Raw genomic sequence first — 12,002 nt, 5'->3', positions numbered from 1 at the left:
ACGCCGCCCACGCGGCGGCCCGCGAGCGCTGCGGGGAGCTGGCCTCGATCGGGCGGCAGCTGACCGGGCTCGCCGCCGAACTGGCCCCGGCACTGGAGCGGTACGGGCGGATCAACCGGCTCGCCGCGCTCACGGCCGGCACCTCGGCCGACAACCGGCTCCGGATGCGCCTGGAGTCGTACGTCCTGGCGGCCCGGCTGGAGCAGGTCGCGGCGGCGGCCAGCGACCGGCTGGTCCGGATGTCCGGCGGGCGCTACACCCTGGTGCACAGCGACGACCGGGGCACCGGGACCAAGCGCTCGGGCCTGGCCCTGCGGGTGGTCGACGCCTGGACGGGCACCGAGCGGGACACCGCGACCCTTTCCGGCGGCGAGAGCTTCTTCGCCTCGCTCTCCCTCGCCCTGGGCCTGGCCGACGTGGTCACCGACGAGGCGGGCGGCATGCCGCTGGACACCCTCTTCATCGACGAGGGCTTCGGCACCCTCGACGAGCACGCCCTGGAGGAGGTCATGGACGTCCTGGACGGACTGCGCGAGCGGGACCGCGCGGTCGGCATCGTCAGCCACGTCGCCGACCTGCGCAGCCGCATCCCCGCCCAGTTGCTGGTCCGCAAGGGGCGGCACGGCTCGACCCTGGCGCTGGCCGGGCGGGAGGACGCGTAGGGCCTGCCCCTCGGACCCTGGGTCCGACTGATCCTGGCCAGGGGGTCCTGGCCCGGGAGGTTCAGCCCGAGCAGGCGATCCGCTGCGCCTGCTGCCAGGCGCACACCGGGCAGAGGGTGCTGCCCGGCTGGTCGGCGGGCAGTTCGGTCGGTTCGCCGCACAGGACGCAGTCGGCGCGCGGCCCGGCCGCCCGCGGGTCGTGCCGCAGCGCCGCCTCCGCTCCGCCGTCGGGCGCGAGTTCGCAGGCGCCCGCTTCCTGGTTCGTACCGGTGTCGCTCATACCGACTTCCTACTCCGCGCCGCCGCCCTGCCGCAACACTCCGCGGGCGGCCGGGCCGCCGCCCGCCCCTGTCTCCCTCCGCCCCGCCTCGCCAACGGCGAACAGATTTCAGAAAACGTTCGCTGAAAGCTGTCGTCTGAACTCTGTTCGCTGAAGTTCGTTAGCTGAAACCTGTTCGCTGGAACCTGTCCGCCGAAGCCCGCCAGAGGTCCGCCCCCGCCCCGCCGACAGCCCCCTCCCACCCGGCGGCTACCGTGGCCGGCATGCCCACCGACCTGCACCGACGCCTGCTCGCCGCCCGTGCCACCACCCCGTCGTACCCCGAGGTGGGCGCCACCCGGGGCGGGGGCGGGCGGCTCCCGGACGGCTACGCGCACCTGCGGCGGCGGGTCCACCTCGGGCACGGGTCGGAGGTCCTGGAGCGGGCCGGGCGCTACGTGCTCGGCTGGGGCAGCCAGTTGGGCACCGGCTTCGCGGTGTACCCGGCCGGCCCGGCCCGGGAGGGCGGGACGGTACTGCTGCGACTGAACCTGCCGGGGAGCCGGTGGCCCCGGCTGGTGATCCCCTGCCGGGTGGTGTGGACAGTGGACGAGCCGGACCGGATCGGCTTCGGGTACGGCACCCTCCCCGGGCACCCGGAGTGCGGCGAGGAGGCGTTCCTGGTGTCGATGGACGCCGGCGGCGACGTGTGGTTCGAGGTCACCGCGTTCTCCCGACTGTCCGCCTGGTACGCCAGGCTCGGCCGGCCGGTGGCCCTGCTCTGCCAGCACCTGGCGATCGAGCGCTACCTCGCCGCGGTGGCCGCGCACGTCCGCTGAGCCGCTGGGTCCTCCGAGGCCGCCCACCGGACCGCCCGCCGCCCCCACCAGCCGCTTCCGCGCGTCAGCCGAGGAAGGACAGCCGGACGGTCCGGCGCGGGTTGTCCCCGTTGGTGTCGACCAGGACCACCGACTGCCAGACGCCGAGCGCCAGTTGACCGCCGAGCACCGGCAGGGTGGCGTGCGGGGCGACCAGTCCGGGCACCACGTGGTCCCGGCCGTGGCCCGGGCTGCCGTGCCGGTGGCGCCAGCGGTCGTCGGCCGGGAGCAGGTCGCGCAGGGTGGCGAGGAAGTCGTCGTCGCTGCCCGAACCGGTCTCCAGTACCGCGATCCCCGCGGTGGCGTGCGGGACGAAGATGTTGAGCAGGCCGTCGCGCCCGGTGGCCCGTTCGTCGAGGAACTCGACGCAGCGGTCGGTGATGTCGAGCGCGACCTCGCGGGAGCCGGTGGTGATCTCGAAGGTGCTGCTCTGGAAGGTGGTGGTCGGGAACGAGCCGGTCTGGGTGGAGTGGTTGTTGTCCGCCATGGCGCCATCCTGTCCCAGGTCAGCGGGCCGGGCGTACTCCCTCGCCGTCTCGCCGTGCCGGGCGGGCAAACTCGCATAGGCTGAAAGGTTCAGACCACATCACCCCGGGCGGCCGGGGCGCACCCCCGGGCAGCGCCCGGACACCGTCCGGACACACTGAAGACCCGGCGGACCGGACGGTCCACCGGGTCGGTTCCGACCGGGCGGCGGGGAGGGACCCGTGCCGCACCGGCCGGACTAGCCGCGCCCGCCGAAAAGGCTCCGCCGCAGCCGACGCAGCGGCGTCAGCAGCGAGATCCTGGTGTGGCGACGACGGGTCGTCGGGGCCTCGGCGCCGCGCGGCGTGAGTTCCCTTATCAACCCGAGCGCCTCGGCGGTGTCCACCGCCGGGAGTGCGGGCGCGCCGAGCACGGCCAGGTGTCGCTCGATCCGGCGGCCGGTCGTGCCGACACCGCACTGGATCGCCGGCACGCGGGGCCGAGTCCGCACTTGCATGTGTTCCATCAGTTTTTCCCACCCCTACGAGGCGCCAGGGCCGTGAGGCGAAGACTATCCGTGAAGGACGGCCTTCGCGCAACCGTCCTTGGTGTTGTGCCACCGTATCGTGCGGCGTCAACTGACGAAGCACCAGGGGCCGCCCGGCCGGTCACGACTAGGCATCAATGATGGTGCACGACCGGCCATCCGTCACCAGGGCAGGCGGGCGCGAGTGCGGCAACCGTGCGCACGACGCGCGCCCGGCGCACGGCAGCACCCCGGCAGGACCCCGGCGGCACCCCGCCCACGCACCGCCGGCACCACCGGCACCGCCCACTCCCTGCCCACTCCCCCGCCCGCGTCTCCGTATTAAGGGGACAGCCGCCAGATCGACAAAGCGATCACCGACCCGCCCACCGGGCACGGCCTGCCCAGGCACGACCCGTGCGAGCGCGGACGCCGATGACACCGTGACCGCTCGACTTCAGGAAGTGAACACATCCGAGGGATTGACTCCCGCCGAACCTCCAAGCAATATCGGATGCACACGCCAGTGCCCGCACCGCACCCAAGCGTGTGTTCGAGTGATGAAGAACTCCGGCTCCCGCGAGCCACTGCCCGGCCGCCTCGACGCTGCGGTGGCCAGGCTCGCGCGGTGCCCGGACCGGCGGTCGGCCGTCGAGGGTCGGCCGGATCGCCACCTGACTGCCGGTGCCGCCCCGCGAGGGGCCCGGCACCGGCGGTTCCGGGTCCGCCACGGACGACCTCCACGGAGCGCCCCGCCTCCGACACCGCCGCCCAGGCCCCCCAAGGGCCCCGAGGCCCCGGAAGGCCCGTACCGGACGTCCGCGCAGGTCGCGCCCGGTGGATCGGTACACTCGGCCAGCGTGTCCCTCCTCCTCAGCATCGTGCTCCCGGTCCACGGCGTGGAGCGGTACCTCCCGCGCTGCCTCGACTCGATCCTCGGCGACGTCCCCGCCGCCGAGACCCGCTTCGAGGTGATCGCGGTCGACGACCTCTCCCCCGACGGCTCCGGCGCGATCCTGGACGCCTACGCGGCCCGCGACAGCCGACTGCGGGTGCTGCACCTCACCGAGAACCAGGGCCTCGGCGGCGCCCGCACCGCCGCCCTGCCGCAGGCCCGCGGCGAGTACGTCTGGTTCGTGGACAGCGACGACTGGGTGCCCGAGGGGACGGTCGGCACGCTGCTGGACGAGCTGGCGCGGGAGCGCCGCCGGGAGACCCCCGCCGACGTGCTGCTCACCGGCTTCACCCACGTCTACCCGGACGGCGGGACGGAGCCCAACCCCTGGCGCCACGTACTGGCCGACTCCCCGCTGGTCGAGGGCTGCACCCTGGCCGAGCACCCGGCGCTGTTCCAGACCGTGATGTCGGTGTGGAACAAGCTGTTCCGCCGCGCGTTCCTGGACGGCCTCGGCGTCTCCTTCGGCCGCGGCTACTACGAGGACATCTCGGTCACCTACCCGGCGCTGCTGGCCGCCGAGCGACTGCGCTACCTCGACCGCCCCTGCTACTTCTACCGGCGTGGCCGGGACGGCGCGATCACCGCCACCGCCTCCCCCAAGCACGCCGACGTGTTCGCCCAGTACGACGCGATCTTCGCGTTCCTGGACCGCCCGGACCGCCCCGGCCGGCCCGTCCCGGACTCGCTGCGCACCCTGGTCTTCGACCGGACCGTCCGCCAGGCCCTGAACGTCTACGACACCCCCGGGCTGGTCCCCACCGACCTGCGCAAGGACTTCTTCCAGCGGATCGCCCGGCACTTCGACCGCCACCGCCCGGCCGGCTACCGCTTCCCCGGCGGGGTGCGCGGCGTGCAGTACCGGCTGGCCGCCCGCGGCGCCCGGATCGCGTACGCCGAGCTGCGCCGCACCGGCCGGCTGCCGCGCGAACTCAAGCGCGGGGCACGGGCGGTGGCGCCCGCGGTGAAGAAGGGGATGCGCAGCGGCGCCCGGTTCACCGCGTACAACGCGTTCCGCCGACTGCCGCTGGACCAGCACCTCGCGGTCTACGCCGCGTACTGGCACCGGGGTTACGCGTGCAGCCCGGCGGCGATCTACGAGAAGGCGAAGGAACTCTCCCCAGGGGTCCGGGGCGTGTGGGTGGTGGAGAACCGCGCCCAGGCCGCCACACTGCCGCCCGGGGTGCCGTACGTGATCGTCAACACCCCCGCCTACCTCAAGGCGATGGCGACCGCCAAGTACTTCGTCAACAACGTCAACTTCCCCCGCACCATGACGAAGCGGGCGGGCACGGTGCACGTCCAGACCCAGCACGGCACCCCGCTCAAGGCGATGGGCATGGACCTGCGCGACCATCCGGCCGCGGCCGAGGGGATGGACTTCGACCTGCTCCAGGAGGCCGTCGACCGCTGGGACTTCCTGGTCTCCCCCAACCCGCACACCAGCGTGCACTTCGCCCGCGCCTTCCCCGGCCGGTACGAGATGCTGGACACCGGCTACCCGCGCAACGACCGTCTGGCGAACGCCACTTCGGAGGAGGTCCGGGCGATGCGCGAGCGGCTCGGGCTGCGGCCGGACACCCGGGCGGTGCTGTACGCGCCGACCCACCGCGGCAGCAAGGGCGGCTACGTGCCGCTGCTGGACGTGGCGGAGCTGGCCCGGCGACTGGGCCCGGACTTCACGCTGCTGGTGCGCACCCACTACTTCCACGCGGACGGCCCGGGCGACCTGACGGGGGCCGGTGCGGAGTCGGCGCGGATCGTGGACGTCTCGGCGCACCCCACCGTCGAGGACCTCTACCTCGCGGCGGACGTGCTGGTGACGGACTACTCGTCGATGATGTTCGACTACGCGGTGCTGGACCGGCCGGTGGTGATCTTCGCCCCGGACTGGGAGGAGTACCAGCGGGAACGCGGCGTCTACTTCGACCTGTTCGCGGAGCCGCCGGGCGCGGTCACGGTGGACGCGGACGGGCTGGCGCGGGCGCTGCTGGCGGGCGACCCCGAGCCGGCGGCGCGGGCCGACTTCCGGGCGAAGTTCTGCGTCTGGGACGACGGCGGGGCCGCGGAGCGGGTGGTGCGCCGGGTGTTCCCGGTGGAGCAGGAGCGGTAGCCGGACGGGGCCGGCGCCGCCGGTACGGCGACCGGCCCCGTCGGCACGGGCTCAGCGCCGGCGGGCGGCCAGGAACTCCTCGAAGGTCAGGACGCCGTCGTGGTTGGTGTCCATGCTGTGGATCAGCGCCTCGGCCATCGAGATGGTGACGTCGTGGTCGCCCATCTCGTTGGCGGCCAGAGCGTACTCGGCCGGGGTGATCCTGCCGTCGCCGTCCTTGTCGAAGCGGTCGAAAAAGGCCTTGATCGCCTCGGTGGTCTCCATGGTGCCCTCCTGGGTACTGCGGGGTGCTGCTCGGTTCGGACGGCCGTACCCTACCCGGCCGTGGCGTTCGCCACGGTCGCCGGGAGTGGACGTGCGCGGGGGTCGGTGTCGTAGTCTGCGGATCTGATTGCAGGCCCGGGCTCCTCCCGGGCGGTCGTTCGTCCAGGGAGGGAATCGTGCTCGACCTCGCCACCAAGTTGGTGCTGAAACCGGTCTCGCGGGGGATCTGGCGGCCGGTCATCGAGGGAATCGGGAACGTGCCGCGCAAGGGCGGGGTGATCCTGGCCAGCAACCACCTGTCCTTCATCGACAGCGTGGTGATCCCGCTGACCGCCCCGCGCCGGGTCCACTTCCTCGCCAAGGCCGAGTACTTCACCGGCACCGGGCTCAAGGGCCGGCTCTCCAAGGGCTTCTTCGAGGCCATCGGCGCCGTGCCGGTCGAGCGCGGCACCTACCGTTCCGCTCAGGCCTCGCTGGAGTCCGCGCTGAAGATCCTGGAGGACGGCAAGGCCTTCGGCATCTACCCCGAGGGCACCCGTTCCCTGGACGGCCGGCTCTACCGGGGCAAGACGGGCGTCGCCTGGCTCGCGCTGACCGCGGGCGTGCCGGTGGTGCCGGTGGCACTGGAGGGCCCGGAGCAGATCCTGCCGGTGGGCAAGCGGGTGCCGCGGCTGAAGAAGGTGACGGTCCGCTTCGGCGAGCCGCTGCACTTCGACGAGCTGCACGGGCAGGCCCGTTCGCTGAAGGCCCGTCGGCAGGTGACCGACGAGGTGATGGCGGCCATCCAGCGGCTCTCCGGCCAGGAGGTCGCGGAGAGCTACAACGAGGTCCCGAAGGCGGCCTGACCGCCGGCCCGTCCCGGGCTCGGGCCCGGCGGCCGCCCCGTCGGCTCGACACGGACCCGGGCGCGGCGACCGGCTCCTCGGCGCACCACGGACCCGGGCCCGGCGCCCGCCCCGTCACACATGCCCGAGCGCGGCCGGTTCGGGCTGCCCGGCGGCCTCCGGCACCTCCCGGCGCAGCAGCGCCGCGTACCGTCCGTCCAGCGCCACCAGCTCCTCGTGGGTGCCGAGTTCGACCACCTCGCCGTGGTCCAGGACGGCGATCTGGTCGGCGGCGCGGACGGTGGAGAGCCGGTGCGCGATGGTGATGGTGGTGCGGCCGGCGGCCAGGGTGTCCACGGCCTGCTGGACGGCGTGCTCGGTGCGGTTGTCGAGCGCGCTGGTGGCCTCGTCGAGGATGAGCACCGGCGGGTTGCGCAGGATCGTCCGGGCGAGGGCGAGGCGCTGCTTCTCGCCGCCGGAGAAGCGGTAGCCGCGCTCGCCGACCAGGGTGTCGTAGCCGTCCGGGAGGGCGGCGATGGTGTCGTGGACCTGCGCGGCCCGGGCGGCCTCGACCAGTTCGGCGTCGCTGGCGCCGGGTTTGGCGAAGCGCAGGTTCTCGGCGACCGAGGCGTGGAAGAGGTAGGTCTCCTGGGAGACCACGCCGACCGCGCGGGCCAGGGTGTCGAAGGACAGTTCGCGCACGTCCACGCCGTCCAGGGTGACGCTTCCGCCGGTGACGTCGTACAGCCGCGGGACGAGGTAGCTGAGGGTGGTCTTGCCCGAGCCGGTCTCGCCGACCACGGCCAGCGAGCTCCCGGCCGGGACGGTGAGGTCGACGCCGGCCAGGGTGGGGCGCTCCTGCACCGGGTCGTAGCGGAAGTCGACGTCCTTGAAGCGGACCTCGCCGCGGATGTCGGTCAGGGTGACCGGGTCGGCCGGCTCGTCGATCTCCACCGGCAGGTCGAGGTACTCGAAGATGCGCTGGAAGAGGGCGAGCGAGGTCTGCACGTCCACGCCGGTGGAGAGCAGGCTGACGGTGGGCCGGAAGAGGCCCTGCTGGAGGGTGACGAAGGCGACCAGGGTGCCGACCGAGACGATCGGCGCACCGGCGGCGGAGGTCAGCCCGGCCGCCCAGTAGATCAGCGCGGGCATCGCGGCCATCACGATCTGGATGGTGTTCATCCGCCAGCGCCCGGCCATGCTGGCCCGCACCTCCAGGTCGGCGAGCTGGTCGGACTGCCCGGTGAACTCCCGGGCGAGCGAGCCGGAGCGGCCCATCGTGCGGCCGAGCAGGATGCCGCTGACCGAGAGCGACTCCTGGACCGCCGAGCTCATCGCGGCCAGCTGCTTCTGCCGCTCGGTGGTGATCTTCTTGCGCTCCTGCCCGACCCTGCGGCTGATCCAGACGAACAGCGGGAGCAGCAGCAGCGAGACGACGGTCAGTCGCCAGTCGAGGGCGACCATGGCGACGACGGAGGCGACCACGGCGGTCAGGTTGGAGACCAGGCTGGTCGCGGTGGAGGTCACCGTGGACTGCATGCCGCCGATGTCGTTGGCGATCCGGGACTGCACCTCACCGGTGCGGGTGCGGGTGAAGAAGGCCAGCGACTGCCGCTGGAGGTGGCCGTAGACGGCGGTGCGCAGGTCGTGCATCACGCGCTGGCCGACGGTGGTGGAGATCAGCGTCTGGAGGACGTTGAAGATGCTGTTCACCACGGCGGTCAGGATCATCCCGAGCGCGAGCAGGCTGAGCAGCCCGGTGCGGCCCTGCGGGATGGCGGTGTCCAGGACGGCCCTGAGCAGGAAGGGCGAGACGACCGAGACCACGGCCGAGGCGGCGACCAGCAGCCCGACGACGGCCAGGCGGCCCCGGTACGGGCGGAAGAGCGCGAGAATGCGGCGCCACTCGGCCGGTGGGCGGGGTTCGCCCTCGGCTCGCTGGGGCGGGGTCCAGTCGATGGCGGTGGGCCTCAAGGACGGGCCTCCCTGGGTGGGGCGGTCGGGTGCGGGGCAATATAGCGAGGATAGCTCATAGTTAGATAAGCTAATAGTGACTGTTGCCCTATTCCTCGTCCACGCAGGCTCCACGGGCTCCACGGGCTCCACGGGCTCCACGGGCCCCACGGACCCGCGGAGCGCCCGACCGCCCCGACCGCCCCGGGCCTCAGTTGGTCCGGTAGGTGCGCGCCGCCTTCGAGGAGACCCCGCCGAGCTTGCCGGAGGGCAGCATCCGGGCGATGGCCACGGCGACCTTGTACCGCTTGCCCGGCACGGACACGGCCCGGCCGCGCGCCAGGTCGCGCATCGCCTCGTCCACCACCCGCTCGGCGGACAGCCAGGACCAGGACGGGATGTTGCCGGTGCCCATGCCGGCCCGCTGGTGGAATTCGGTCCGGGTGAAGCCCGGGCAGAGCGCCATCATCCGCACGCCCGTACCGCCGAGGTCGCGCAGCACGCCCTGGGTGAAGCTGACCACCCAGGCCTTGCTCGCGCCGTACGTGCCGCGCGGCAGGAAGGCCGCCACCGAGGCCACATTGACGATCGCACCGCGGCCGCGCTCCCGCATTCCGGGCAGGGCGGCGGTGGTCAGCCGCAGGATCGCCTCGATGTGCACCTTCAGCATGGCCAGCTCGTCCTGGAGCGGGACGGTCCCGAAGGCGCCCTTGTTGCCGAAGCCCGCGTTGTTCACCAGGAGGTCCACCGGGCGAGCGGGGTCGGCGAGTCGGGCCTCGACGGCGCCGATGCCCTCGTCGGTCGCGAGGTCGGCGGTCAGCACCTCCGTCTCGATGCCGTACCTGCCGTGCAGGTCGGCGGCGGCGCGCTCCAGGCGCTCGGTGTCCCGGGCCACCAGGACGAGCTGGTAGCCGCTGCGGGCGAGCCGGCGCGCGAAGGCGGCTCCGATGCCGGCGGTCGCGCCGGTGATCAAGGCTGTGGTCATGCCCCAGACGGTACCGACTCGCCGCATCCGGCCCCACACCGAGGCCAATGTCCCAGCTCAGCGGACTGCGGATGCGGGCCCCGGGAGGTGCTCGTACCGTCGAACGGGGGCATCGTCCGACCGGGCGGTGAAATCCAGTTGAGGAGGCACTTCTGATGCTTACTCAGTTCCGGACCGAAACGGCAACGACGTCACGCAGCGCGACGCTCGAAGCCGAGACACTCGCGAGCCTGATGGTGGAGGACGAGGCCGTCGTGTCCGACGCGCCCACGTACCTGCCCGAGGCCGCCGGCGCGGTGCTGCTCGCCGCCCTGCTGCTCCTCTCGCCGAAGGGCCCCAAGGAGAAGCCGACCCGGTAGGGCCGCTCCCCCCTGTCGGGCCTCGCGCCCGTGACCAACCCTCCTGAAGGGGGACCAGATCACCATGCCAACCGCCGAGACCCCCCTCCGTGACGAGTACGCCGCGGCGGTCGAGCGGGTGGCGGACCGGACCCTCGCCGTCCTCCGGGACGGCGAGGGCACGGCCGCACTCGCGGACCCCGACACCGTGGTGCCCCGCCCGCTGCTGGCCGCAGTCCGGGTGCTCGGCGCGGACCTCTTCGCACCGCAACTGCTCACCGGCGCGCAGCCCGACGACACCACCGCCGCGCTGCTGGCCGAGGCGCGAACGGCCTTCCCCGCACCCGCCCCCTCCTCCGCGGAGGCCGCGCTGGTGATCGGGTGGCAGGACTGGGCGGCCGGAGGACTGCTCGCCCGCACACCGTACGGGTCGGCCGTGCCGGCGCCCGCACCGCTGTCCGACCCGGAGGCCGTCGGCTGGCAGGCGTGGTCGAGGCGGATGGCCCAACTGTCCTCGCTGGCACTGCCGACGCTGGACGGACCGGTGCACGACGCCGCCCGCGCGCACACCCTGCACCTCGCCCGCGGCGCCGTCCGCAGCATGCTCCGGCGCGACCCCACCACCGCCGTACGGCTCGCCCGGTGGCTCTCCTGGGCCCGGGCCGACGGCCGGCCGCTCCGACTGGAGATCGAACCCGTCCTGGACCGGATCCGGCTGGCCGGCGACGGGACGTCCCGCTCCGTTCTCGAACTCGCCATCGCCCAGCGCTTGTTGGAAGGAGCGCCGAAATGACCGACACCTCGGTGCTCGCCACCGCCCAAGAGCTCGGCTCCCGGTCACTGGCCTGGCTGCACGCCGGCTACCAGCGCGGCTACAGCCGGCTGGAGGAAAGCACCATCGTCGACCTGGCCGACCCGGAGGACGTCTACAAGCCGCTCTGCGAGGCCGCCCTGGCCTCCTCCCTGGTCCTGCGCGACGGCGTGACCGGCCCGCACGACGCCCGCCTCGCGCGGGAACTCCTCGAAGCCGCCTGGACCCAGCTGGGAGAGGGCGACCTGCTGCTCGAACGACAGCTGCGGCACGTCACCCTCGTCGACCCGCTGGAGACGTACGGCCACTTCGCCCGGTCCGGCTACCGCCACTCCGCCATGGAGGAGTTGCTCACCTCGATCGGACGGCTCCGCGCCGTACACGCCGTCGAGATCCAGGGCAGCCGCCACCTCGCCCTCGCCAACGCCCGGCGGATCTCGGGCCTCGAACCGCAGCCGGACTGGCCCCGGCTGGCCCGGAACACCTGGCTCGGCGCCCTCCCCGAGCCGTGGACCGTCGCCTGGGTGATCGCCTACCAGGTCACCCACACCGTCTTCCACCTCACCGACTGGGGCGCCCGGCCCGAGTGCCTGCCCGAGCCGATGCGCGACTACCTGCGCGACTGGCTGCCGGTCTGGCTCGACATCTGGCTGGAGATCGAGCAGTGGGACCTCGCGGGCGAACTGCTCATCGTGGACTCCTGCATCGGCGAACCGGTCACCGGCCGGACCGGCTGGGAGGCGCTGGCCGCGGCCCAGCAGGCGGACGGGATGATCAAGTGCGAGGGCTCCGCACCCGACAACGAGGACCCGGAGGAGGACTTCCGCCAGCACTGCCACACCGCGGTGGTCGGGGTGGTGGCCTCCACCGTCACGCTCTCCCGGGCGCTCGGCGGCACGCCGGTGGCCCCTTGAACGGGTTGGACGCCGCGGTCACGGCGGTGGTGCGGGCGGCCGAGCCCTACGCCAC

General features: G+C 73.2%; 13 protein-coding genes. 7 read left to right on the top strand and 6 right to left on the bottom strand.

The features are described from left to right. On the top strand, window positions 1-662 hold a 662-nt coding region (locus tag ACFU6K_RS15475; protein ID WP_380663359.1), incomplete at its 5' end, for an SbcC/MukB-like Walker B domain-containing protein. A 61-nt stretch (window positions 663-723) separates the two neighbouring features. Here the strand turns inward: ACFU6K_RS15475 and ACFU6K_RS15470 are convergent. Further along, the gene (locus ACFU6K_RS15470; RefSeq protein ID WP_380663357.1) at window positions 724-942 is read right to left on the bottom strand and encodes a hypothetical protein; all 219 of its coding nucleotides are present in this window, start codon (window positions 940-942) and stop codon (window positions 724-726) included. Window positions 943-1,205: 263 nt separating this feature from the next. Here ACFU6K_RS15470 and ACFU6K_RS15465 point away from each other — a divergent pair, with 263 nt between their 5' ends. Further along, entirely contained in the window at window positions 1,206-1,760 is a 555-nt protein-coding gene (locus tag ACFU6K_RS15465) for a DUF1990 family protein (RefSeq protein ID WP_380663356.1), read from the top strand. Window positions 1,761-1,824: 64 nt separating this feature from the next. On the opposite strand, the gene ACFU6K_RS15460 is transcribed toward ACFU6K_RS15465, so the two are convergent. Both ACFU6K_RS15460 and ACFU6K_RS15455 read right to left on the bottom strand, forming a co-directional pair. Next, complete coding sequence (locus ACFU6K_RS15460; RefSeq protein WP_049650624.1) at window positions 1,825-2,286, bottom strand: YjbQ family protein; 462 nt, start codon at window positions 2,284-2,286, stop codon at window positions 1,825-1,827. A 237-nt stretch (window positions 2,287-2,523) separates the two neighbouring features. Continuing rightward, entirely contained in the window at window positions 2,524-2,790 is a 267-nt protein-coding gene (locus ACFU6K_RS15455) for a hypothetical protein (RefSeq protein WP_350526204.1), read from the bottom strand. 860 nt (window positions 2,791-3,650) lie between these two features. On the opposite strand from ACFU6K_RS15455, the gene ACFU6K_RS15450 reads away from it, so the two are divergent. After that, window positions 3,651-5,858 carry a CDP-glycerol glycerophosphotransferase family protein gene (locus ACFU6K_RS15450; RefSeq protein ID WP_380663354.1) on the top strand — a complete coding sequence of 736 codons (2,208 nt, stop codon included), beginning with the start codon at window positions 3,651-3,653 and terminating at the stop codon, window positions 5,856-5,858. A gap of 51 nt (window positions 5,859-5,909) precedes the next feature. Here the strand turns inward: ACFU6K_RS15450 and ACFU6K_RS15445 are convergent, their stop codons facing one another. Next, entirely contained in the window at window positions 5,910-6,122 is a 213-nt protein-coding gene (locus tag ACFU6K_RS15445; protein ID WP_359898577.1) for an EF-hand domain-containing protein, read from the bottom strand. Between the two features lie 176 nt (window positions 6,123-6,298). Here ACFU6K_RS15445 and ACFU6K_RS15440 point away from each other — a divergent pair, with 176 nt between their 5' ends. Next, window positions 6,299-6,967 carry a lysophospholipid acyltransferase family protein gene (locus ACFU6K_RS15440; protein WP_380663353.1) on the top strand — a complete coding sequence of 223 codons (669 nt, stop codon included), beginning with the start codon at window positions 6,299-6,301 and terminating at the stop codon, window positions 6,965-6,967. Between the two features lie 114 nt (window positions 6,968-7,081). Here the strand turns inward: ACFU6K_RS15440 and ACFU6K_RS15435 are convergent, their stop codons facing one another. Together ACFU6K_RS15435 and ACFU6K_RS15430 are read right to left on the bottom strand one after the other, a co-directional pair. Further along, a complete protein-coding gene (locus ACFU6K_RS15435; protein ID WP_380663350.1) occupies window positions 7,082-8,920 on the bottom strand; it encodes an ABC transporter ATP-binding protein in 1,839 nt (612 codons plus the stop codon). A 190-nt stretch (window positions 8,921-9,110) separates the two neighbouring features. Then, the gene (locus ACFU6K_RS15430) at window positions 9,111-9,884 is read right to left on the bottom strand and encodes an SDR family oxidoreductase (protein ID WP_074004271.1); all 774 of its coding nucleotides are present in this window, start codon (window positions 9,882-9,884) and stop codon (window positions 9,111-9,113) included. Window positions 9,885-10,039: 155 nt separating this feature from the next. Here ACFU6K_RS15430 and ACFU6K_RS15425 point away from each other — a divergent pair, with 155 nt between their 5' ends. The 3 genes from ACFU6K_RS15425 to ACFU6K_RS15415 all read left to right on the top strand — a co-directional run bounded on the left by ACFU6K_RS15425 (window position 10,040) and on the right by ACFU6K_RS15415 (window position 11,947). Next, window positions 10,040-10,243, top strand: coding sequence for a hypothetical protein (locus tag ACFU6K_RS15425; RefSeq protein ID WP_316524852.1), 204 nt, complete (start codon window positions 10,040-10,042; stop codon window positions 10,241-10,243). Window positions 10,244-10,307: 64 nt separating this feature from the next. Then, entirely contained in the window at window positions 10,308-11,015 is a 708-nt protein-coding gene (locus tag ACFU6K_RS15420) for a hypothetical protein (RefSeq protein WP_380663348.1), read from the top strand. Beyond that, window positions 11,012-11,947, top strand: a complete 936-nt coding sequence (locus tag ACFU6K_RS15415) for a DUF6895 family protein (protein ID WP_380663347.1) — start codon at window positions 11,012-11,014, stop codon at window positions 11,945-11,947. The genes ACFU6K_RS15420 and ACFU6K_RS15415 overlap by 4 nt, the downstream gene beginning before the upstream one ends. Window positions 11,948-12,002: the final 55 nt, after the last annotated feature.

Source organism: Kitasatospora sp. NPDC057512, assembly GCF_042802135.1.
Taxonomy (GTDB): Bacteria; Actinomycetota; Actinomycetes; order Streptomycetales; family Streptomycetaceae; genus Kitasatospora.
Note: the sequence above shows the minus strand (reverse complement) of the source record. Positions and strands in the feature narration are given on the sequence as shown.